The sequence below is a fragment of the Methylobacterium ajmalii genome (genome assembly GCF_036448855.1).
GTDB lineage: Bacteria > Pseudomonadota > Alphaproteobacteria > Rhizobiales > Beijerinckiaceae > Methylobacterium > Methylobacterium ajmalii.
This window is the reverse complement of the sequence record NZ_JAZFXT010000058.1, coordinates 1-22,265: the sequence shown is the minus strand read 5'-3', so window position 1 is coordinate 22,265 and position 22,265 is coordinate 1. Positions and strand designations below refer to the sequence as shown.

The following is a 22,265-nucleotide window of genomic DNA, read 5'->3' as shown; positions in this document are numbered from 1 at the left end:
TCTGTCGGGAGAGGGGAATGCTCTCTACGCTTCCGCCAGCGCCACCGACCGGGCCGGCGGCAGGTTCTGGCGCAATTCGCGGTTGACGGTGAGGGAGGCCGAGACCGTGCCGAGATTGGCGTAGGTCTCGTGGTTCTTCTCGATCGCCGCGAGGTCGTAGAGGTAGTTCACCATCAGGCCGTAGCCTTGCGACAGGCCCTTGGGCGAGACGTCGCCCAGGAAGTTCAGCCGCTCCAGCCGGGCGCCGTTGCCGAGGTGGAAGCGGGCCACCGGGTCGACCGGCTTGCCGCGCGGGGTCTTGGCGCGCAGGAAGTAGTAGGCGGCGGCCGGCAGCAGGGCCTTCTTCACCGCGTCGGCCTTGGCCTTGTCGGTGTGCCAGTCGGGCTGGTCGAGGGCGCGCAGGATCTCGACATCCTCGCGGGTCAGCCCCTGCGGCGCGTCGGCCCGGCGCTCGCGGTCGAGCCAGGCGCGGAAGCCCGGCACCGGCGAGAGCGTCACGAAGGTCTTGAGCGCCGGCATCTCGCGGCAGAGGTCCTCGACCACCTGCTTGATCAGGAAGTTGCCGAAGGTGATGCCGGCCAGCCCCTTCTGGCAGTTCGAGATCGAGTAGAAGATCGCGGTCGTCGCCTCGCGGGTGTCGGTGTGCCGGCGTTCGTGGGCGAGGATCGGGTCGATCGCCGCCGCGATGGCGGTGGTGAGCGCCACCTCGACGAAGATCAGCGGCTCGTCGAGGAGCGCCGGGTGGAAGAAGGCGAAGCAGCGCCGGTCCGGCGGCTCGATGCGCCGACGCAGGTCGTCCCAGCCCGAGATCGCGTGCACCGCCTCGTAGCGGATGATCTTTTCCAGGATGTGGGCCGGGGTGGTCCAGTCGATCCGGCGCAGCACCAGGAAGCCGCGGTTGAACCACGAGGCGAACAGGTGCTCGAAGTCGGAATCGAGGCTGTCGACGGCCTCCGCCAGCGCCGCATCCGGCTTGTCGGCCTTGCGGGCGGCGTCGCGCAGCAAAAACAGGTCCTCGCGCATCCGCACCAACGCGATGGTGCCGTCGCGGGCGAGGTTGAGCCGGCGGATCAGCTCCTGCGAGCGCGGCTCGGCCGCCTCGTGCAGCCGGCCCAGCGTGGCGCGCGACGGCGCCTTCTCGTAGGCCGCGATGGCGCTGCCCACCGCGTCGTGGTCGGCCCCGAACTCGAGGGCGATCCGGCGCAGGAAGTCGTGCCGGTCGGATCGGCCGAAGCTGTCGTAGCGGTCGAGGATGATGCGGGCGAGCGCGACCCCGGAGGCCTCGCCGCGCCGCGAGATCAGGTCCTCGCAGAGCTTCACCACCTCGGCGACGCTCGCCTTGGCGGGGTCGTCGCGGCCGAAGGCGATCAGCCCGCGGCCCCGGTCCGAGATGCTCTGGAGGAGGTCGCCGAGGAACGAGATCGCCGCCATGGAGCCTTGCTCACCATCGGGTTGCCGGGGACGGCCGCGCGCAACCCGCGCACCGCCCGGCGTTAGATAGGGCTCCGCTGCGTCAGCGGAGGGGAGGACGGAGCGCTGCCGGGTGTCGCGGACGGGCTCCGGCGGCGGTCCCTGCATGGTGGCGCCCCTACTTGGTCGAGGGCAAGAGCAGATCCGGCAGCCAGAGGGCGATACCGGGCATCAGGCAGAGCAGGAGGATTGCCACCGCCATCAGGATCACGAAGGGCAGGGTGCCCCAGATGATGTCCGAGAGCGGGATGTCGGGGGCGATGTTCTTGATGACGAAGATGTTGAGGCCGACCGGCGGGTGGATCAGCCCCATCTCCATGGTGATCGTCATCACGACGCCGAACCAGACGAGATCGAACCCGGCGGCCTTGAGCGGCGGCAGGATGATCGGCGCGGTCATCAGGATGATCGAGACCGGCGGCAGGAAGAAGCCGAGGCCCACCACCAGCAGCAGGATGGTCAGCAGCAGCAGCCAGGGCGAGAGCTGCATCGCCACGATCGCGGCGGCGGCGGCCTGCGAGATGTGAAGGTAGCTCATCACGTAGGCGTAGAGCAGTGACATGCCGATGATCAGCATCAGCATGGTGGATTCGCGCAGCGTCGCCGTCAGGATCGGGCTCACGTCGCCGGCCCGCCACACGCCGTAGATCGCCGCGATGAGCGCGAGCGCCAGGAGGCCGCCGAGGCCCGCCGTCTCGGAGGGCGTGGCGTAGCCGCCGTAGAGCGCCACCATCACGCCGGTCAGCAGCACCACGAAGGGCAGCACCCGCGGCAAGGTCGAGAAGCGCTCCGCCATCGAGTAGCGGTCCTCGGCCAGGATCGGATGCGCGGTCCCGCCGGTCTCGTAGGCCGCCCGCGCGGCGGCGAATTCGCGCCGGAAGCGCCAGGCGGAATAGCCGGCGAAGAGCAGCACCAGCAGCAGGCCCGGGCCGATGCCGGCGAGGAAGAGCCGCCCGAGCGACTGCTCGGCCGCCACCGCGTAGAGGATCATGGTGATCGAGGGCGGCAGGAGGATGCCGAGCGTGCCCCCCGCCGCGATGATGCCGGCGGCAAACCCCCCGGAATAGCCGCGCCGGCGCATCTCCGGGATGCCGGCCGAGCCGATCGCCGAGCAGGTCGCCGGGCTCGATCCCGCCATGGCGGCGAACAGCGCGCAGGCGAACACGTTGGCGATGCCGAGCCCCCCGGGGATCTTGTGCATCCAGGCGTGCATCGCCGAGTAGAGGTCCTGGCCCGCCTTCGACCGGCCGATCGCCGCGCCCTTCAGGATGAAGAGCGGGATCGACAGCAGCGTGATCGAGGCCATCTCCTCGTAGACGTTCTGCGCCACCGTATCGAGGGAGGCGCCGGGCATGAAGGCCAGCATGAAGACGAGGGCCACCGCGCCGAGCGCGAAGGCGATCGGGATGCCGGCGAGCATCGCGCCGAGGGTGGCACCCGCGTAGAGCGTGCCGATGATCGCGGTGCTCATCGGGCGGAATCCTTCGTGTCTTGCTTCTTCGCCCGGACGAGGTCGGGCCCGAGGCCGACCTTCGGATCGGCGAAGCCGGCGGCCGCCGGCCCGCGGGCGAGGGCTTCGGCGATCTGGAGCAGGAATTGCAGCGCCAAGAGCGTCATGCCGAGCGCCATCAGCGAATAGGGGATCCAGAGCGGCGGCCCCCAGGTCGATTGCGAGATCTGGCCGTCGACCCAGGCCTCGTGCAGCAGCGTCCAGCTCTTCCAGGCGAAGAACGCCACGAATCCGAGGCTGACGACGTCGGCGACGATGAGCCGGATGCGGTTCGCCCGCGGCGAGAGGAGGCCGGTCAGCGCCTCGATGGCGACGTGGCCGCGCCGGGCCTGGACGCCCGCCGCCGACAGGAAGGTGGCGCCGACGATCAGAAACACCGCGGTCTCGTCCTGCCACTCCGTCGGGACCTTGAGCAGGTAGCGGACGACGACGCTGTAGCTCAGCACCAGGCAGGCGGCGACGAGGGCGATGCCGCCCAGGAGCAGGATCGCCCGGTTGAGGCCGCCCATCGCGGCCTCGATCGCGGCGAGCGGCCCGGGCAGCCGGGCCCGCGCGGCGCGGTGCTCCGGCTCCGCGGCGGCGGAGGCCGCGTCGAAGGCGTGGCTCACGCGACCGCCTCCGCGAGCTTGAGCATCTCGGCGCAGGAGGACGACTTCGCCGCGTAGTCCTTCCAGGCGGAGTCGCGGGCGATGTCGCGCCACTTGCCCAGGGTCGCCTCGTCCAGGGTCTCAACCTTGGCGCCGGCCTTCCCGAAGATCTGCTCGACCCGGGTGTCGTCGGCCTGCGCCCCCTCCTGGCCGAAGGATTCGAACTCGGCGCCGACCGCCATGATCAGCTCCTGCTGGTCCTTCGGCAGGGCGTCGAACACGGTCTTCGACATCATGATCGGCTCGAGCATGAACCAGTACGAGCGGCCCCGCCCCGAGGTGAGGGACTTCGACAGCTCCTCCAGCCGGAACGAGATCAGGCTGGTCGAGGAGGTGATGACCGCGTCGCAGGCGCCGGTCTGCATCGCCGCGTAGGATTCGTTCGAGGGCAGGCTGAGCGTCGCGGCGCCGGCGGCCTTCATCATCAGGTCCATCTCGCGCGAGCCGCCGCGGACCTTCAGGCCCTTGGCGTCCTCGGGACGCACCAGAGGCCGCTCGCGGCTCGCGACGCCGCCCGCCTGCCAGACCCAGGAGACCAGCACGATGTTCTTGGCGAGCAGGATCTCGGTGAGCTTGCGGCCGACCGGCGCCGACTTCCAGGCCATCGCCTGCGGGTAGGAGGTCACGAGCGCCGGCATCAGCCCGATATTGGTCTCCGGCACCTCGCCGCCGGCATAGGGCAGGGGATAGAGGCTCATGTCGAGCGCGCCCTTGCGCATCGCGCTGAACTGGGCGTTCGTCTTCATCAGCGAGGAGCCGGGATAGACCTGGACCTCGATCGCCCCCTTCGAGCGCTCCTTCACGGCGGCGGCGAACTTGCGGCACATCCGATCGCGAAAGTCGCCCTCGTCGATCGTGCCGCCGGGGAACTGGTGCGAGATCTTGAGCGTCGTGGCGGCCTGCGCGGCGCGGCCGAGACCGATCAGCGCGGGCGCGGCGAGGCCGGCGGCCACGAGGGTGCGGCGGGTGAGAGCCATGGCGTTTCCTCCGGTCGGAGCGCGGATTCTTTTTCGCGTCTCGCGCTGTCGGCGTCGGACCGGTCGTGTGCCCGCCACCTCGTGTACGCAGGTGACACCGATCTTGTATATTTTGTCAACGCCGGTGCATAATATCGCCGCAAGGGAAGGCGGGACCGGCCATGAGCGAAGCCCGGACGAACGAGACCCGCACGGACCGGGCCCGCGTGAACCACGCCCAGAGACTGCGCCAGACCATCGAGGACGAGATCGTGGACGGGGTCCTGCGCCCCGGCGACCGGCTCGACGAGTGCCAGCTCGCGGCTCGGTTCGGCGTCTCGCGCACGCCGATCCGGGAGGCGCTGCTCCAGCTCGCGGTGACCGGCCTGATCGAGGTCAAGCCGCGCCGCGGCGCGCTGGTGAGCACCCCCGAGCCGGCCCGCCTGTTCGAGATGTTCGAGACCATGGCGGAGCTGGAGGCGGCCTGCGGGCGCCTCGCCGCCCGGCGCCTGACCGAGGCGCATCAGAGCGCCCTGGTGGCGGCGCTCGACGCCTGCCGCGTCGCCGCCGGGGAGGGTACCGAGGCCTACTACGCCGAGAACGCGGTCTTCCACGCGGTGATCTACCGGGCGTCCGGCAACGGCTTCCTGTGCGAGCAGGCGCTGACCCTGAGCCGGCGGCTGGCGCCGTTCCGGCGCATCCAGCTGCGCGTCCGCCATCGGCTGCGCCAGTCGCTCGCCGAGCACGAGGGCGTGGTCGCGGCGATCCTGGCCGGGGACGAGGCGGCGGCCGGCGAGCGGCTGCGCGCCCACGTCCTGGTCCAGGGCGACCGCTTCGCCGAGCTGATCCGCAACTTGGCGGACGGCAGCGCCGCGGCGTGACCCTGCGCGAGGTCAACCCTTTGACCCGACGGCATTTTATCGGAACCGGAACGACCCGTGGGGCGCGACGTTGAGAACTCGTGCGCTCACGCTTGTGGGCTGCCGAGATCCTGCCCCAGCCCGGTGTCGCGATGCCGTCCGAACCCCGACCCGGTCCCGCCGCCTCCGGCGCGACCTCGATCCTGTGGACCGCCCTCCTGGGCGTCGCCCTGGTGCGCCTCGTCACCGCGCGGCGGCCGGCTGGCGTCGCCGAGGTCGAGCCGGACCCGACCAGCCATCTCGGCCGCGGCGCCAAGTCGTATTCGGGACGCCCGGCCCAGTGGGTCGCCGATACCGAGGGCGATCGCGGCCGCAAGGCCGACACGCCGACCGACATCCCGGCCAAGGGCTGGAAGGACGTGCTCACCCGCGTCTACCTCGAATTCCAGAAGGACCGGGTGCTGTCGGTGGCGGCCGGCGTCACCTTCTACACCCTGCTCGCCATCTTCCCGGCGGTGGCGGCGCTGGTCTCGCTCTACGGGCTGTTCACCGATCCGAGCACCATCAACGATCACCTCTCGCTGCTCCAGGGCGTGCTGCCCTCCGGCGCGCTCGAGATCATCGGCGATCAGGTCAAGCGCATCACCGCCAAGGGCAGCACCACCCTCGGCATCACCTTCTTCACCAGCCTCGCGATCTCGCTGTGGAGCGCCAACGCCAGCATGAAGGCGATGTTCGACGCGCTCAACATCGTCTACGAGGAGCGCGAGAAGCGCAGCTTCATCCAGCTCAACCTGCGCTCGCTCGCCTTCACCTTCGGGGCGTTGGTCTTCGTCATCGCGGCGCTCGGCGGCATCGTGGTGCTGCCGGTGGCGCTGAACTTCCTGGGCGATTTCGGCATCCGGATCAGCCCGACCGCCTGGTACGTGGCGCTCCTGCGCTGGCCGGCCCTGCTGGCGGTGCTGCTGTTCGGGCTGGCGCTGCTCTACCGCTACGGTCCCAGCCGCGACCTGCCGCGCTGGCGCTGGGTCACGCCCGGCAGCCTCACCGCCGGGGTGGTCTGGCTCGTCGCCTCGATCGGCTTCTCCTGGTACGTCGGGCATTTCGGCAGCTACAACGAGACCTACGGCTCGCTCGGCGCCGCGATCGGCTTCATGACCTGGATCTGGATCTCGTCGACCATCGTGCTGCTCGGCGGCGAAATCAACGCCGAGCTCGAGCACCAGACCGCGCGCGACACCACCGTCGGCCCCGAGGAGCCGATGGGCACCCGCCGCGCCCGGATGGCCGACACCGTCGGGGCGCCGGCGTAACCGGCGCGGGCGCCGGTCCCGCATGGCCTCCCGGCGCCGCAGCCCCTCGCCAGATGCGGTGCGCGCCACCATCTTGGGGATCAGGAGAATCAGGCAATCCCCGAGGAGCGGCCCGTGGCCAGCCAAGAGACGACCCATCGCGACATGACCGACACCGCAGAGACCCGCACCGAGGCCGAGTGGCGCCAGGAGCTGACGCCCGAGCAGTACCGCGTGCTGCGCGAGCACGGCACCGAGCGGGCCGGCACCAGCCCGCTCAACAATGAGAAGCGCGCCGGCACCTTCGTGTGCGCCGGCTGCGGCCAGCCGCTGTTCGAATCCGCCACCAAGTACGAGTCCGGCTCCGGCTGGCCGAGCTTCTTCGCGCCGATGGAGGGCGCGGTGGAGACGCAGACCGACCGCTCGTTCTTCATGACCCGCACCGAGGTGCATTGTGCCCGCTGCAAGGGCCATCTCGGCCACGTCTTCGAGGACGGCCCGGCCCCGACCGGCCTGCGCTACTGCATGAACGGCGCCGCGATGGGCTTCGAGCCGCAGGAGTGAGACGTACCGGGAGGGGGCGTCCCTCCCGGTCGCTCGTCCCGGGGCAGCGGGCTACGCCGCCCCGTGCAGCGAGACCCGGAACAGCTCCCGGAACTCCTCCGCCCCGACAGGCCGGCCGTTGGTCGCCGTCGAGTGGTCCTCGACCGCCCGCGGCACCAGCGCCTCGCACTCGGCCTGCGTCACCCCCATGGCGGCGAGATCGGCCGGCAGGCCGAGGTCGCGGTTGAGCGCCTCGATCGCGGCGGCGAGGTCGGCGCCCTCGGGCAGGCCCATCGCCCGGCGCAACACCGCGTATTTGCGCTCGCAGGCCGGTGCGTTGAAGCGCAGGACGTGCGGCAGGATCACGGCGTTGAGGGTGCCGTGATGGAGGCGCTTCGCCTTCAGCCCGCCGAGCGCGTGCGACATCGAGTGGACGGCGCCGAGCCCCTTCTGGAAGGTCATCCCGCCCTCGAGCGCGGCCATCATCATGTCCTCGCGGGCCTCGATGTCGGCGCCGTCCCGGACCGCGCGGGCGAGCGAGCGGACGGCGCGGCCCAGGCCGTCGAGGGCGATCGCCTCGGCCGGCGGGTTGTGGCGCGGGCTCAGGTACGTCTCGATGCAGTGGGTGAGCGCGTCCATGCCGGTGGCGGCGGTGAGGCCCGCCGGCAGGCCGAGCGTCAGCTCGGGATCGCAGATCGCCACGTTCGGGATCAGGTGGGGCGAGATGAAGCCGAGCTTGCGCCCGTCGGCGAGCGTGATCAGCGCCGCGCGGCCGACCTCGCTGCCGGTGCCGGCGGTGGTCGGCACCGCGACGACCGGAGGCCGGTCGGCCCGGATACGCGGGATGCCGCCGAGGATCGCCGCGTAGGTGGCCAGCGGTTCCTCGTGGGTGGCGAGCAGCGCCACGCCCTTGGCGAGGTCGAGGGGGGAGCCGCCGCCGACCGCGATCACCGCGTCGCAGCCCTCCGCCTTGAAGCGGTCGCGGGCCTCGATCGTCGCCTCCTCGGTCGGGTTCTCGGGCGTGCCGTCGAAGACCGGAGTCGCCGCCGGTAGGCCGGCGGCCTCGATCACCCGGGCGATCAGCCCCGCCGCGACGACGCCGCGATCGGTGACGATCAGCGGCCGGCGCGCCCCGAGGAGCGCCAGTTCCTCGCCGAGCAACCGGACGGCGCCGCGCTCGAACTGGATCCGGGTAAGGTAGGTGATGAGGCTCATGGGGGGCTGCCTGTCGGGACCGGTCCCGGCTCGCCGCGCGCGAGCGACCGGAGGGCGCCGCGAAAGCTCCCGATCCGCTCCTCCCGCGCGCCTCTCGTCCGGGCGTTGGCCGCGAGCCTAAGCAGATTTCGCGAAAGTGGCAGCCGGTTTTTCGACAAAAATCTGCGACGAGACAAGAACCTGAGCCGGTGAAGCGTTGGTTTGCCGATGCAAGCCTGCTCGGGCCGCGGGTGCGCCGTGCGGCAAGAGGCCGGCCGCGCCGATCCGCGTCAGGCGCTAGGCCAGGCCCGCCGCCTCCAGCAGGGCCTGCGTCCCGAGGCTCGTCGAGTCGAGCAGCGGCACCCCGTCGAGGGCGGCCGGCAGGCGCCAGCCCGGCAGGTTGGTGCTCCAGATCAGCACCGCGTCGGCGCCTTCGCCCACCTCCCAGGCCGCCGCGGCGAGGCGGGCCGGCGCGACCGTGGCGGCGTCGCGGTTCTCGGCGATGCCGAGATGGGCGGTCGCGCCGATTCCGATCCCCGCCTCCCCGAACCGGCCGGCCACCCGGTCGGCCTCCTCGGCATCGCCCTGGACCACGAGGCCGACGCGGCGAAACCCCTCGCGGCGCATCCGGTCCCGGGCGGCGAGCGCCGTCGTCACCATCGGCAGGCCGGTGCGGGCTTTGACCGCCCGGCATAGGTCCTCGTCCGGGGTGAAGCCGAGGGCGGCGCCCCGGGTCGCGTTCCAGCACAGGGCGGCGACGCCCGCCTCGGCCAGGAGGTCGGCGGCGGCGAGGAACACGGCCTCGTCGTAGCCCGCGCCCTTGAGCATCGAGCGGTAGGGCACGCGGGCGTAGCAGGCTTCGGCGCGACCGGCGAGGCGGGCCTCCGTTGCCCGCTCGACCACCCGGTTGGAGGAGGGCAGGATCACCCCGAGGGCCGGGAGCAGCGGGGAGCTCATCGCACGGGTCCTTCGGTCAGCCGGGCCACCATCAGGGCTTGGGTGCGGGCGACGTGGGCCTGCATCACGGCGCGGGCGCGGTCGCCTTCGCGGGCCCGCAGGGCGTCGAGGATCGCCCGATGCTCGGCCAGGGATTCGGCGACGCGGCCCTCGGCCGCCAGCGCGAAGTTGCGGGCCCGTTCAAGGCGCGGGAAGGCCCGGCCGTGCGCCTCGGCGATGGCCGGGCTGCGGGCTGCGGTCACGATCAGCCGGTGGGCCTGCCGGTTGAGGCGCGTATAGGCGTCGCGGTCGTCGTGGGCCGCCTCCAGGGCGTCCTGGATCCGCGCGAGACGGTCGAGTTCCGCGGCGGTGATCCGCTCGGCGGCAAGGCCTGCGCAGAAGCTCTCCAGCGCCACTTCCAGCTCGAACAGCGGCACGAGGTCGGCGGGGTCGAGCGGCGTCACCAGGGCGGCCCGGTTGCGCCTGAGCGTCACCAGCCCCTCGCCGGCCAGCAGCTTCAGCGCCTCGCGCACCGGCGTGCGCGACACGCCGAGGCGCGCCACGAGGTCGGGCTCGTTCAGCACCTCGCCGGGGCCAAGCAGGTTGAGCAGGATCAGCCGGCGCAACGCGGCCGCGGCCTGCTCGGTCAGGGGGGGCTCGGGGCGCTGCGGGCGAGGCGGCGCGTCGTCGGGGGAGGCGGGACGGGGGGCAGCCAAGACACTCTCTTGCTGGGACACTCTCTTGCAATCAGGCCCTTCGACGATCGCTACACCAGCCGCCGCGACAGGCCGGTCAGCCGCTCCATCACGGCGATGCCCCCGATCGTCGCGACGATCAGCACGCCCGACAGCGCCGCGATGGTCACGTCGAGGCGGCCCTCCAGGTCCTGCCACATCCGGATCGGCAGCATGTCGGTGGCGGCGTCGCGCAGGAAGAGCGACACCGGGATGTTGTCGAACGAGGCCATGAAGGCAAGGAAGCCGCCCGACAGGATGCCGGGGCGGATCAGCGGCAGGGTGATGCGGCGGAAGGTGTAGAACCGCGAGGCCCCGAGGCTCGCCGAGCCCTCGAGCAGGCTGGGCTGCAGCTGGGTCAGGGCCGCCACGGTGTTGCGCACCACGTAGGGCACGCAGACCACCGTGTGACCCAGAACCAGCGTGAAGACCGAGACCGGCCAGCCGACCAGCGAGAAGAACATCAGGCTCGACAGGCCGAAGGCGAGCGCCGGCAGGATCAGCGGCGAGAGGAAGAAGCTGTCGAGGAGGCGGGCCGAGAGGCGCGGCGAGCGCGCCACCGCCAGCGCCGCCAGCACCCCGAGCCCGATGGCCATGAGGGTGGCCAGCACCGCCACCGTCAGGCTGTTCTTGAGCGCGTAGTGGAGCTGCCAGGCCTCCATCAGCTCGCCGTACCAGCGGAGGGAGTAGCCCGGCGGCGGGAAGCGCAGGGACAGCCCGTCGGTGAAGGACACCACCAGCACGATCACCGTGGGGGCGAGCAGCAGCACCACGGCGAGGAGCGCCATCAGGTGCAGGAGGATCTCGAAGCTGAGGCGGTCGAGGGCGGCAAAGAGACGGGACATCGCGAGCGACCTCAGGCCTGGGCGTAGCCGCGGGCGAGCCGCCCGAGCGCGTTGAAGGACAGCACCACGGCCAGCACCGCGACGAGGAAGATCACCGACATCGCCGCCGCGAAGGGCCAGTTCTGCAGGGCGATGGCCTGCTGGTAGATGTAGCCCGGCATGAACAGCATCTGCCCGCCGCCGATCAGCGACTGGGTGATGAAGCCCGAGATCGCCGCCGCGAAGGTGAGCACCGCGCCGGCGATGAGGCCCGGCAGGCAGAGCGGCAGGGTCACGCGGAGGAAGGTGCGCCAGCGCCCGGCGCCGAGCGCCTCCGAGGCGTCCCACAGGCTCGGGTCGATGCGCGAGAGCGCCGTCATCAGCGGCAGCACCATCAGGGGCATCTGGACCTGCGCCAGCGCCGCCACGAGGCCGCCCTCGGCGTAGAGGAGCCGCAGGGGCGTGTCGATCAGCCCGAGGGACGAGAGCAGGCTGTTGAGCACCCCCTGGCGCCCCAGGATCACGATCCACGCGAAGGTGCGGATGACGACGCTGGTGAGGAGCGGCGTCAGCACCGCCAGGATGATCAGGCCGCGCACCCAGCCCCCGGCCCGGGTGGCGACGAGCGCCAGCGGCAGGCCCAGCACCAGGCAGGCCGCCGTGACCTTGAGCCCGAGCCACAGCGTGCCGAGGAGCACGCCGAGGCTGAACCCGTCGCCGAGAAAGGCCGCGTATTGCGACAGGCCGATCCCCCCGTCCGCGCCCTTGAGCGACAGCCCGAGGAGCGCCACCAGGGGCGCGGCGAAGAACGCCGCGAAGAACAGCGCGAGCGGGCTCGCCAGCCGCAGCGGGTAGGTAGTGACGTCCGGCAGAGCCACGGCAAAGATCCTCTAGAGCTTGATCTCGCGGTTGAACCGCTCGATCCAGGCCGGGCGCTGGGCGTTGATGGTCTTCCAGTCCTGGAACACGAACTTCTTCTTCAGGTCGTCGGTGTCCTTCGCCAGCACCTTGGCGATCTCGCCGGTCATCTTCACCTTGGCGTTGGTCGGCACGATCAGGTAGGGCGCCTGCATCAGCCGGGTCTGGACCGGCTCGGAAATCGCCGCCTCGATCAGCTTGAAGGCGAGCTCGCGGTTGGGCGAGTTCCTGACGATCTGGATCGCGGTCTTGAAGGCGATGGCGCCCTCCTTGGGCGCCACGAACTCCACCGGCACGCCCTTGGCCTTCAGGATCTGGATCGCGTTGAAGTTGCCGGGCGAGATGTCGACCTGGCCCTGCTGAAAGAGGGTGGCGAGCGCGCCGGGATTGGCCGCCACCGCCGAGAGGTTGGGCTTGAGCGCCTCCATCGCCTTGAAGGCGGGATCGATGTTCGCTTCCGAGCCGCCATGCATCTTGGCGATCTCGACCATGAAGCCGGTGCCGAGCGTCGAGTTCATGTTGGTGATGCCGACCCGGCCCTTGTATTCGGGACGCCACAGGTCGGCCCAGGAGGTCGGCGGGGTCTTCACCGTGTCGGGGTTGTAGGTCAGGCCGACGACCTGGAAGAAGGCCGCGGGTCCGTGCGGATCCTGCGCGTCGGGGATCAGGTCCTTGAAGGCGGCGCTGCGCTCGACCGGGAAGGGCTCGACCAGATCCTGGGCCAGCGCGGTGAGCGCCGGGCCGGGATCGTGCAGCATCACGTCGATCGGCGGGTTGGCCCTGGCGGCCGAGACCTTGGCGATCTGGTCGACCGACAGCATCGGGTCGAGGACGATCGGCGCGTTGCTCGTCTCCTTTCGGAAGGCCGGCACCAGCACGGCCTTGTGCGCCTCCTCCCAGCTCCCCGTGAAGGTGGCGAAGACGAGGGGCCGCGCCTGCGCGAAGGACAGGCCGGGAAACAGCTCCATGGCGCCGAGCGACAGGGCGGTGGTGAGGAGGGTACGGCGATTGAGCATCGACAGGGCTCCTTGGTCGGAAAAAATCAGGCGGCGGCCGGGAAGGCGGAGGCGAGGCCGGGGGCGACGGCGATGCGCACCGGCGTGCCGGGCGCGCGCAAGGTGCCGCCGCCGAGGCGCGGCTCGGCGATCTTGAGCGGGCGGCCCGCCCCCACCCGGACCTCGTGGACGACGGTGGGGCCGAGGGGCAGCGCCATCTCGACGACGCCCGCGATGCCGTCCTCGCCCTCGGTGAGGCGCAGGTGCTCGGGCCGCAGGCACAGGGTCACCCGCGTTCCCGGCGCCATCGGGCGGGCGAGCGGGCGCGCCACCACCTCGCCGCCGGCATCGAGGGCGATGCGCGGGCCCCGTGCGTCCTGCCCGACGAGCACCCCCGGCACGGCATTGGCCGAGCCCACGAAGGTGTTGACGAACAGAGAGTCCGGCGCGTCGTAGACGGTGGTCGGGGCGGCGAACTGCTCGAGCCGCCCGTTCGAGAGCACCGCCACCCGGTCGGAGAGCGACAGGGCCTCCTCCTGGTCGTGGGTGACGAGGAGCGTCGTCACCCCGGCGACGCGCTGGAGCCGCTTCACCTCGATCTGCATGTCGAGGCGCAGGTTCTTGTCGAGGGCCGCGAATGGCTCGTCGAGGAGCAGCACCGCCGGCCGGATAGCGAGCGCGCGGGCGAGCGCCACCCGCTGCTGCTGGCCGCCGGACAGCTGGCGCGGGTAGCGCGCCCCGGCATGGCCGAGCTGCACGAGGTCGAGCAGGCGCCTGGCCTCCGCCGCCTGCTCCGCTCGCGGGGCGCCCCGGGCCGCGAGGCCGTAGGCGACGTTCTCGGCCACCGTCAGATGCGGGAAGAGGGCGTAGTTCTGGAAGACGATGCCGACGGCGCGCCGGCTCGGCGGCAGGGCGTCGATCACCTCGTCGGCGACGATCACCCGCCCCTCGGTCTGGCGCAGGAAGCCGGCGACGATGCGCAGCAAGGTGGTCTTGCCGCAGCCCGAGGGCCCCAAGAGCGAGATCAGCTCGCCGCCGCGGATATCGAGGTTGATGTTTTCCACGGCGACCGCGCCGCCGTACCGGTGGGTGATGCCGTCGAGCACGACGGACCGGCCCTCCGCCTGACCCTGGCTGCGTCGTCCGGTTGCTGTCACGGTGGGGCCTTCCTGCGGCATCGATCTTGCTGCCGAGGTCATCGCAAATCGTATGCCATTTTTGGGAAAGCCCATGCCCAGCCACCACTTGCATAATCGAGGTCTCGCATGAGCACGGAGCTGTGGCGTCTCCCGGCCATCGAGCTCGGCCGGCTCTTCGCCGATGGACGTGCCTCGCCGGTCGATGCCCTGGAGGCCGCGCAGGCCCGGGCCGCCGCTTGGGAGCCGCACCTGAACGCGCTCTCGCGCGACAATCCCCGCGCTCGATCTGAGGCCGAGGCGAGCGCTGCCCGCTGGCGGGCGGGCGCGGCCCTCTCGCCTCTCGACGGCGTGCCGATGACCGTGAAGGAGTTCTTGGTCACCGAGGGTATGCCCTCGACCTATGCCGAGCCGGGCGAGGCGCCGTCGGCGGCGCAGGACGAGCTGCCGGTCGCCCGCATGCGGCAGGCCGGGCTCGTGACGCTCGCCAAGACCACGATGCCGGAATTCGCCGTGCAGGGTTTTACGGCATCTGCCCGTTTCGGCGTCACCCGCAACCCCTGGAACCCGGCCCTCACCCCCGGCGGCTCGACCGGCGGGGGCGCCGCCGCGACGGCCGCCGGCTACGCGCCGATCGCGCTCGGCACCGATGGCGGCGGCTCGCTGCGCCGGCCCGCGGCGCATACCGGCCTCGTCGGCCTCAAGAGCAGCCTCGGCCGGGTGCCCCGGCTCGGCGGTCTGCCTTCGCCGCTCCTCGATTTCGAGGTCGCGGGGGCGCTCACCCGCACCGTCGCCGACACCCGGGCGGTGCTGCGCCTGATGCAGGGGGCCGATCCGCGGGTGCTGTGGTCGGGCTTCGCGGTCGCGCCACGCGGCGCCCGGCCCCTGCGCGCCCGCTACGTCGAGCGCATCGGCGAGGCTCCCCTCGATCCGGTCGTCGCCGCGTCGTGCCGGCGGGCGCTCGGCGAGCTTCGGGCGATCGGGGTCGCGGTCGAGGAAGGCCCGCTGCCGGTCGACATCACCGGGCTCAACGGCCTGTGGCCGGAGATCGGCAAGATCGGCATCGCCCGGCTGTTCGCGGCCGACCCGGCGCTCGCCGCCCGGGCGAGCACGCCCTACAGGGCGATGGCGGAGGAGGGCGCGCGGGCGCCCGCGACGCTGCTCTGCGACATCGTCGAACGGGTCCAGGCCCTGCGCAACGCGGCGAGCGCAGCCTTCGCGGAGATCGATCTCCTCGTCACGCCGTCGGCCGCGGCGATGCCCTGGGCGGCGGACGCGGTCTACCCCGAGGTGATCGACGGGCAGCCGGTCGGTCCGCGCGGCCATGCGGTCTATTCGGGCTGGGTGAACGCCGCGGCGCTGCCGGCCGTGAGCCTGCCGGTCGATCCCGCGCCGGACGGAATGCCGATCGGCCTCCACCTCGTGGCCGGGTTCGGCCGCGACGACCTTCTCCTCGACGTGGCCGAGGCGCTGGAGAGCCGCCGGCCCTTCGCGGATCGCTGGCCGGTCCTGCCCGGGGAGGTCTCCCGATGAGCGGCGGCATCTCGGTCCACGCGGTCGACGTGGCGGAGGGCCGCCCGGCGCTCGGCCTCGCGGTCACCCTGGCGGTGATCGAGGCGGCGGGCCCGCGCCTGGTCGCCGAGGGGGTGATCGGGCCGGACGGCAGCTTCGACCACCCGGTGGTGCGCGGCGTCGGGATCGGGCCCGGCACCTACGAGGCGGTCTTCCACCTCGGCGACTACTTCACCGCGCAAGGACGGCCGGGCCCGCACTTCCTCGACCGGGTGCCGTTCCGCTTCACGGTGGTGGCGGCGCATGAGCACCACCACCTGCCGCTGAAGTTCACGCGCTTCGGCTACGCGGTGTTCCGGGGCATCTGACCCCGCCGCAGAGCAGGGGGGCGAGCTCGCCGAAGGGCACGGGCCGGCCGAACAGGAATCCCTGCGCCGCGACGCAGCCCGCCTCCCGCAGGGCGGCGAGCTGGGCTTCGGTCTCGACGCCCTTGGCGGTCGCCCGCATGCCCAGCGCGCCCGCGAGGGCGACCACCGCCCGCACGAAATCCGCGGTCTCCGGCGTCGCCACCGAGGCGGCCAGCGCCCGGTCGAGCTTGACCTGGCCGAAGGGCAGGCGCCGCAGGGCGCCGAGGGAGGATGCGCCGGCGCCGAAGGCGTCGAAGGCGATCCCGATCCCGAGGGCGGCGAGGTCCTTCAGCCGTCCGCTCTCCGCCGCGATGGCCGCCTCGGCGACGTCGAGTTCGATGCGCTCGGGGGCCTGGCCCGTCGCCTGGAGCGCGTCCCGGATCGCAGGCACGAAGCCCGCCTGGCGCAGCTGCCCACCCGCGACGTTCACCACCAGGCGGATCTCCGGCGGCATTTCGCGCGTCTCGGCGAGCGCGGTGCGCAGGACCCACTCGCCGAGACGCGCGATCAGACCGGTCTCCTCGGCGAGCGGCAGGAAGGCGGCCGGCGCTAGGGTGCCGCGGGTCGGGTGGTGCCACCGCGCCAGCGCCTCGAGCGCGGTCACCCGCCCGCTCGCGAGGTCGAAGACCGGCTGGTAGTGCAGGGAGAACGCGCCGCGGTGCAGGCCCTCGCGCAGATCGGATTCGTTGCGCCGGCGCTCCTCCGCCGCCCGGTCCATGGCGGCGGCGAAGTGCCGGAAGGTGTTCCGGCCCTCGGACTTCGCCCGGTAGAGCGCGAGGTCGCCGCGCTTGAGCAGGGTGTCGGCGTCGAGGCCGTGCTCGGGCGCGAAGGCGATGCCGATGCTGACGCCGATCACCGCCTCCTGCCCGCCGAGATCGACCGGCCGGCGCAGGGCCGCGACCAGCCGCTCCGCGGTGGCGGCGGCGGAACGATCGTCCGCCTCGCCGCCGAGCAGGATCGCGAACTCGTCGCCGCCGAGGCGCGCCGGCAGGTCCTCACGGCGCAGGCAGGCGCGGATGCGCCCCGCCACCTCGCGCAGCAGGGTATCGCCGGCGAGATGGCCGAGCGTGTCGTTGACCGCCTTGAAGGCGTCGAGGTCGAGGCAGAGCAGGCCGCAGCTCCCGCCGTGGCGCCGCAGGGCGGCGAGGCGCTGGTCGAGGCTGTCGCGGAAGAGCGCCCGGTTCGGCAGCCCGGTCAGGGCGTCGTGCCGGGCCATGTGGGTCACCTGCGCCTCGGCCGCCTTGCGGGCGGTGATGTCGGTGTAGGTGCGCACCGCCCCGCCGGTGGGCAGCGGCACGGTGCGGATCTCCAGCACGGTGCCGTTCGCCCGCTCGTGCTCGTAGGTGCGGGGCTGGATCGCCAGGGGGGCGTGCATCAGGACCTCGCGCAGCGTGCCGTCGCACCGGGCGAAGTCGTCCTGCGCCAGCTGGTGGCGGCGCACCGCATCGAAGCTCGGGGCGGCCCGCATCATCTCCCGCGGCAGGTCGAGGAGCGCGAGGGCGCGCTCGTTGCACACCCGTACCGCCCCGGCCTCGTCGATCATCAGGAGGCCCTGATCCATATGCGCCAGGGTGGCGTCGAGGAGGGCGGTGCTGGCGCGCAGCTCGGTCTCGGCCCGGTCGATCTCGGTCACGTCCTGCACGGTGCCGAATAGGGCGGTCGCGGTGCCGGCCGCGTCCTCGTTGCAGATGCCGTGCGAGACGACGACCCGCTCCTCGCCGTCGCGCCGCACGAGCCGGGCCTTGAAGTGGAAATCCGTCCGGTTCTCGCGCGCCGCGGCCACGAGGTCCGCGACCCGCGCCCGGTCGTCCGGGTGATAGTAGGACAGGGCCTCCTGGACGCCGGCAGGGGGGGCGCCCGGCGCCAGCCCGTGCATGCGGCAGACCTCGTCCGACCAAGTCATGACGCCGGAGGCGAGATCGACGCGCCAATGGCCGATATGGGCCATTTGCTCGGCGAGCGTCAGGTAGCGGTTGGCCTCCGACAGGGCCGCCTCGCTCGCCCGCCGCCGAGCGGCCTCGGTCTCGCTGGCGACGCGGGCCTCGTAGTGGCGCAGCTGGGCCACCACCACCTCGCCGAGGTCGCGCAGGCGCTCCACCTCGGCATCCGGCATCCGCCGCGGCACCGTGTCGGCGATGCAGAGGGTTCCGAGCGGCAGGCCCGTCGCGAGCGAGAGCGGGATGCCGACGTAGAACCGCACTGCGAACGGCCCGGTGACGATCGCCCGGTCGCGGAACCGCGGATCGGCCGCGGCGTCCTCGACCACCAGCGGGGCCTCGCTCATGACGGCGTGATCGCAGAACGCCGCGCCGCGAGGGGTCGGGCCGAAGGCGATGCCGGAGGCCGCCTTGCACCACAGCCGGTCGGCGTCGACCAGCGAGATCCAGGCATGCGGAACGGAAAACAGCGTGCGGGCGAGCCGGCAGACCGCGTCGAAATGCGCCTCCGGCGGCGTATCGAGGATGCCGAGGGCGCGCAGGCTGGAAAGGCGGTCGGCCTCCCGCGGCGGAACGAGATGCATTGCGACGCTCCTCTCCGGCCCGGCACCGGGATGCGATCTTTGGGGCAGACCAGGAATGTCGAAAACCCTAAGGACGCGTTAACCAGGGCGGCAGCACCGGCTGCCGGGGGGGCGCCGCCCGCCGCCCCGCGCAGGCGGCGCGACCGCCCGTCAGGCCGTCAACGCCCGGCTGATCACGATCCGCTGGACGTCGCTCGTCCCCTCGTAGATCTGGCACACCCTCACGTCGCGATAGATCTGCTCGACCGGATAGTCCGCCAGGTAGCCGTAGCCGCCGTGGATCTGGATCGCGTCGGAGCACACCGCCTCCGCCATCTCGGAGGCAAAGAGCTTGGCCATCGCCGCTTCCTTCAGGCAGGGCTGCCCGGCATCGCGCAGCCGCGCCGCGTTCAGCACCAGGAGGCGCGCGGCCTCGATCCGCGTCGCCATGTCGGCGAGCCGGAAGGCCACCGCCTGGTGCGCCATCAGCTTCTGGCCGAAGGTCTCGCGCTCGCCCGCGTAGGCGAGCGCCGCCTCGAACGCCGCGCGGGCCATGCCGACCGCCTGGGCGGCGATGCCGATGCGCCCGCCCTCGAGGTTGGCGAGCGCGATTCTCAGCCCCTCGCCTTCCTGGCCGAGCATCAGGTCCGGGGTGAGCTCCATGTCCTCGAACACGATCTGGGCGGTGTCCGAGGCGCGCTGCCCGAGCTTGTGCTCGATGCGCGCCACCTTGTAGCCGGGGGTCTTCGTCGGCACGATGAAGGCCGAGATGCCGCGCTTGCCGGCCTCCGGATCGGTCACCGCGAACACGATGGCCAGATCCGCATTCGCCCCCGAGGTGATGAACTGCTTGGTGCCCGACAAGACCCAGGCATTGCCCGAGCGCCGCGCCCGGGTCTTGAGCGCGGCGGCGTCCGAGCCGGCGCCGGGCTCGGTGAGGCAGAAGGCGCCGAGCTGCTCGCCGCGGGCGAGGGGGCCGAGGAACCGCGCCTTCTGCTCGTCGCTGCCGAACTTCAGGATTGGCATGCAGCCGACCGAGTTGTGCACGCTCATCACCGTCGAGACCGCGCCGTCGCCGGCCGCCACCTCCTCGATGGCGAGCGCGTAGGCGACGTGGTCGGCGGCGGCCCCGCCATGCTCCTCGGGCACCAGCATGCCCATGAAGCCGAGCGCCCCCATCTCGGCCATCGCCTCGCGGGGAAAACGCGCCTCCCGGTCCCATTCGGCCGAGAACGGCTTCAGCCGCTCGCGCGCGAAGCTGCGGGCGGTGTCGCGGATCAGGATCTGGTCGTCGCTCAGCATCCGGCTCTCTCCTGGGGGTGTTCGCGTCGGCACGTCGATGCGAACACGTTCGGCGCACTGGCGCCGGCGCCCGTTCGGGCTTGCCCGGCGCGGTCGAACGGATCCGTTCGGCCGCGCGGGGAATCCTCACTTGGGCTGCATGCGCAAGGCCCCGTCGAGGCGGATGACCTCGCCGTTGAGCATCGGGTTGTCGATGATCGCCATCGCGAGCCGGGCATATTCCTCCGGCCTGCCGAGGCGGGAGGGGAACGGCACCGCGGCGCCGAGCGAATCCTGGACCTCCTGCGGCAGGCCGCGCAGCATCGGCGTCTCGAAGATGCCCGGCGCGATGGCGCAGACCCGGATGCCGGAGGGCGCGAATTCCCGCGCCGCCGGCAGGGTCAGCCCGACGATGCCGGCCTTCGAGGAGGCGTAGGCCGCCTGGCCCACCTGGCCCTCGTAGGCCGCGATCGAGGCGGTGGAGATGATGACGCCGCGCTCGCCCCCCTCCAGCGGGTCGAGGGCGAGCGCGCCGGCCGCCACCAGCCGCATCAGGTTGAAGCTGCCGATCAGGTTGACCTGGATGACCTTGGCGTAGGCCTGGAGTTCGAGGGGGCCGTTACGCCCGACGATCCGGCCGGCGGTCGCGACGCCCGCGCAATTGACCAGGATGCGGGCCGGGCCGAGCGTCTCGGCCGCCCGGGCGACCGCCGCCTCGGCGCTGGCGGCGTCGGCGACGTCGCAGGGGAGGGCGAGCCCACCGATCTCGGCGGCGACCTCCGCCGCGGCGGCCTCGTTGAGGTCGAGGAGCGCGACCCGTGCGCCCGCCGCGGCCAGCGCCCGGCCGGTCGCCGCCCCGAGGCCCGACCCGCCGCCCGTCACGATCGCGGCTACGCCGTTGACGTTCATGCCTCATCCTCCCGTGATCGAAGCCCCACTCGTCCGGTGGGTGAGCCCCGTCGCGTGCGGCCCGTGCTCCCGCCCGTGGCGAAGGGCGGACCGGTCTGCTACGCGATCGTATCGTTGGCCCCATCGCTATGGGGCGGACCTGCCATCGTCAAGGCGCGCCGGATCAAGCGACGACAAGCGCCGGACGACAACCATTCGGGGGGAGGGCAGCGCATGGACCCGTCGTCGCACGAGGCCGGTCAGGGCGGACCGCTCGCGGGCCTGCGCATCGTCGAGTTCGCCGGGATCGGCCCAGGGCCCTTCGCGGCGATGCTGCTCGCCGACATGGGCGCCGACATCGTCCGGCTCGATCGGCCCGGCGGCGCCGACCCTTATTCCAGGAACGTGGTGGCGCGGGGCCGCCCGACCGTGACGGTGGATCTCAAGGACCCGGACGACCTCGCCGGCACCCTGGCGCTGCTCTCCCGGGCCGACGCCCTGATCGAGGGGTTTCGCCCCGGCGTGATGGAGCGGCTCGGTCTCGGGCCCGACGCGGTCCTCGCCCGCAACCCGCGCCTCGTCTACGGCCGCATGACCGGCTGGGGCCAGGACGGCCCCCTCGCCAAGGCGGCGGGGCACGACATCACCTATCTGGCGGTGACCGGTGCGCTGGCGGCGATCGGTCCCGAGGAACGGCCGGTGCCGCCGCTCAATCTCGTCGGCGATTACGGCGGCGGCGCGCTCTATCTCGTCGCCGGGATTCTCGCCGGCCTGCTCTCGGCCGGGCGGACCGGGCGGGGCCAGGTGGTCGACGCCGCGATCTGCGACGGGGCCGCGTCCCTGATGGCGATGTTCTCCGAGCTCGCCTCGCAGGGTCGCTGGAGCGACCGGCGCGAAGCCAACCTCCTCGATGGCGGCGCGCCCTGGTACCGCACCTATGCCTGCAGCGACGGACACCACGTCGCCCTCGGGCCGCTCGAACCGCAGTTCTACGCCCTCTTTCGCCGCCTGACGGGCCTCGACGCCGACCCCGATTTCGACCGGCGCGACGATCCGGCGATGTGGCCGGTCCTGCGGCGCAAGCTCGAGATCCTGTTCGCCGGTCGGACGCGGGACGAGTGGTGCCGGCTTCTCGAAGGAACGGATTCCTGCGTCGCGCCGGTCCTCACCCTGGGCGAGGCGCCACACCATCCCCATCTCGCCGCGCGCCGGAGCTTCGTCACCCATGACGGCACGGTCCAGCCCGCCCCGGCGCCCCGGTTCTCGGCGACGCCTTCCGAAATCCGGTCGGTGCCCGCGCCGGTCACCCTCGCCGAGGCTCTGCGACGGTGGAGCGGGGAGGGGAGTTCCGGAAGCTGAGCCGGAGAAAGGGTGTTGACGGGCCGAAACCCGGAGCCTATACGACCACCCATCGGCGCCGGCCGCGACAGCGGCCCGGGCGCTGAGCCATCTTCGAGACAGTCCGGGCCGGCAAGCCTGACCTTGGTCAGGTGCTGGTCCTGTTTTCGCCGATGGATGCCGGGTTCGCCCGGCGCGCTCTTTGACAAGTTCATCTGAGAAAGAGAAGCGTGGACGGCGTCGTCCCTGCGGATCGGATCTTCGGGTCTGGTCGTGAGTAGGATGATGCTGGTCTGACGTTTCGGTGCTCACACGATTTGGCGG

Annotated in this window: 20 protein-coding genes; 6 read left to right on the top strand and 14 right to left on the bottom strand. The window is 72.1% G+C overall.

Annotated features, from left to right (window positions below; genetic code table 11):
- Positions 1-24: 24 nt before the first annotated feature.
- The 4 genes from V3T34_RS23725 to dctP form a co-directional block, all read right to left on the bottom strand.
- Positions 25-1,431, bottom strand: a complete 1,407-nt coding sequence (locus V3T34_RS23725; RefSeq protein ID WP_305078853.1) for a malonyl-CoA decarboxylase — start codon at positions 1,429-1,431, stop codon at positions 25-27.
- A 157-nt stretch (positions 1,432-1,588) separates the two neighbouring features.
- Positions 1,589-2,941: a TRAP transporter large permease gene (locus tag V3T34_RS23720; protein ID WP_060850237.1), complete on the bottom strand. Its 1,353-nt coding sequence runs from the start codon at positions 2,939-2,941 to the stop codon at positions 1,589-1,591.
- Positions 2,938-3,588 carry a TRAP transporter small permease gene (locus tag V3T34_RS23715; protein WP_060850236.1) on the bottom strand — a complete coding sequence of 217 codons (651 nt, stop codon included), beginning with the start codon at positions 3,586-3,588 and terminating at the stop codon, positions 2,938-2,940. Before V3T34_RS23715 ends, V3T34_RS23720 begins: the two co-directional genes overlap by 4 nt.
- Positions 3,585-4,604, bottom strand: coding sequence for a TRAP transporter substrate-binding protein DctP (dctP, locus tag V3T34_RS23710; RefSeq protein WP_305078852.1), 1,020 nt, complete (start codon positions 4,602-4,604; stop codon positions 3,585-3,587). The genes V3T34_RS23715 and dctP overlap by 4 nt, the downstream gene beginning before the upstream one ends.
- Before the next feature lie 206 nt (positions 4,605-4,810).
- Between dctP and V3T34_RS23705 the strand changes: the two genes are divergently transcribed.
- The 3 genes from V3T34_RS23705 (at position 4,811) to msrB (ending at position 7,299) form a co-directional block, all read left to right on the top strand.
- Positions 4,811-5,464 carry a GntR family transcriptional regulator gene (locus tag V3T34_RS23705; RefSeq protein WP_060850886.1) on the top strand — a complete coding sequence of 218 codons (654 nt, stop codon included), beginning with the start codon at positions 4,811-4,813 and terminating at the stop codon, positions 5,462-5,464.
- A 131-nt stretch (positions 5,465-5,595) separates the two neighbouring features.
- Entirely contained in the window at positions 5,596-6,756 is a 1,161-nt protein-coding gene (locus V3T34_RS23700) for a YihY/virulence factor BrkB family protein (RefSeq protein WP_060850234.1), read from the top strand.
- A gap of 144 nt (positions 6,757-6,900) precedes the next feature.
- Positions 6,901-7,299, top strand: a complete 399-nt coding sequence (gene msrB, locus V3T34_RS23695) for a peptide-methionine (R)-S-oxide reductase MsrB (RefSeq protein WP_091889087.1) — start codon at positions 6,901-6,903, stop codon at positions 7,297-7,299.
- Between the two features lie 51 nt (positions 7,300-7,350).
- Here the strand turns inward: msrB and V3T34_RS23690 are convergent, their stop codons facing one another.
- The 7 genes from V3T34_RS23690 to V3T34_RS23660 all read right to left on the bottom strand — a co-directional run bounded on the left by V3T34_RS23690 (position 7,351) and on the right by V3T34_RS23660 (position 14,036).
- Positions 7,351-8,493: an iron-containing alcohol dehydrogenase gene (locus V3T34_RS23690; protein ID WP_305078851.1), complete on the bottom strand. Its 1,143-nt coding sequence runs from the start codon at positions 8,491-8,493 to the stop codon at positions 7,351-7,353.
- Between the two features lie 276 nt (positions 8,494-8,769).
- Complete coding sequence (locus tag V3T34_RS23685) at positions 8,770-9,429, bottom strand: aspartate racemase/maleate isomerase family protein (RefSeq protein WP_305078850.1); 660 nt, start codon at positions 9,427-9,429, stop codon at positions 8,770-8,772.
- Positions 9,426-10,124, bottom strand: coding sequence for a GntR family transcriptional regulator (locus V3T34_RS23680; RefSeq protein ID WP_305078849.1), 699 nt, complete (start codon positions 10,122-10,124; stop codon positions 9,426-9,428). Before V3T34_RS23680 ends, V3T34_RS23685 begins: the two co-directional genes overlap by 4 nt.
- Before the next feature lie 50 nt (positions 10,125-10,174).
- On the bottom strand, positions 10,175-10,987 hold the full coding sequence (locus V3T34_RS23675) for an ABC transporter permease (protein ID WP_091889089.1): 813 nt from the start codon (positions 10,985-10,987) through the stop codon (positions 10,175-10,177).
- An 11-nt stretch (positions 10,988-10,998) separates the two neighbouring features.
- Complete coding sequence (locus V3T34_RS23670) at positions 10,999-11,853, bottom strand: ABC transporter permease (protein WP_060850229.1); 855 nt, start codon at positions 11,851-11,853, stop codon at positions 10,999-11,001.
- Between the two features lie 3 nt (positions 11,854-11,856).
- Positions 11,857-12,900 carry an ABC transporter substrate-binding protein gene (locus V3T34_RS23665; RefSeq protein WP_305078848.1) on the bottom strand — a complete coding sequence of 348 codons (1,044 nt, stop codon included), beginning with the start codon at positions 12,898-12,900 and terminating at the stop codon, positions 11,857-11,859.
- A gap of 26 nt (positions 12,901-12,926) precedes the next feature.
- Entirely contained in the window at positions 12,927-14,036 is a 1,110-nt protein-coding gene (locus V3T34_RS23660) for an ABC transporter ATP-binding protein (RefSeq protein ID WP_244533622.1), read from the bottom strand.
- Between the two features lie 108 nt (positions 14,037-14,144).
- On the opposite strand from V3T34_RS23660, the gene V3T34_RS23655 reads away from it, so the two are divergent.
- Positions 14,145-15,548: an amidase gene (locus V3T34_RS23655; protein WP_305078847.1), complete on the top strand. Its 1,404-nt coding sequence runs from the start codon at positions 14,145-14,147 to the stop codon at positions 15,546-15,548.
- Positions 15,545-15,895 carry a hydroxyisourate hydrolase gene (locus V3T34_RS23650; protein ID WP_060850226.1) on the top strand — a complete coding sequence of 117 codons (351 nt, stop codon included), beginning with the start codon at positions 15,545-15,547 and terminating at the stop codon, positions 15,893-15,895. Before V3T34_RS23655 ends, V3T34_RS23650 begins: the two co-directional genes overlap by 4 nt.
- Here V3T34_RS23650 and V3T34_RS23645 read toward each other — a convergent pair.
- From V3T34_RS23645 to V3T34_RS23635, 3 genes are all read right to left on the bottom strand, one after another.
- The gene (locus V3T34_RS23645) at positions 15,858-18,455 is read right to left on the bottom strand and encodes a sensor domain-containing phosphodiesterase (protein WP_305078846.1); all 2,598 of its coding nucleotides are present in this window, start codon (positions 18,453-18,455) and stop codon (positions 15,858-15,860) included. The two genes, V3T34_RS23650 and V3T34_RS23645, sit on opposite strands and share 38 nt — an antisense overlap.
- A gap of 150 nt (positions 18,456-18,605) precedes the next feature.
- Positions 18,606-19,736 (bottom strand): acyl-CoA dehydrogenase family protein, encoded by a 1,131-nt coding sequence (locus V3T34_RS23640; protein ID WP_305078845.1) that lies wholly within the window; start codon positions 19,734-19,736, stop codon positions 18,606-18,608.
- A gap of 126 nt (positions 19,737-19,862) precedes the next feature.
- Positions 19,863-20,624 (bottom strand): SDR family NAD(P)-dependent oxidoreductase, encoded by a 762-nt coding sequence (locus tag V3T34_RS23635; RefSeq protein WP_305078844.1) that lies wholly within the window; start codon positions 20,622-20,624, stop codon positions 19,863-19,865.
- Positions 20,625-20,837: 213 nt separating this feature from the next.
- Here V3T34_RS23635 and V3T34_RS23630 point away from each other — a divergent pair, with 213 nt between their 5' ends.
- Positions 20,838-21,962 carry a CaiB/BaiF CoA transferase family protein gene (locus V3T34_RS23630; protein ID WP_305078843.1) on the top strand — a complete coding sequence of 375 codons (1,125 nt, stop codon included), beginning with the start codon at positions 20,838-20,840 and terminating at the stop codon, positions 21,960-21,962.
- Positions 21,963-22,265 lie beyond the last annotated feature (303 nt).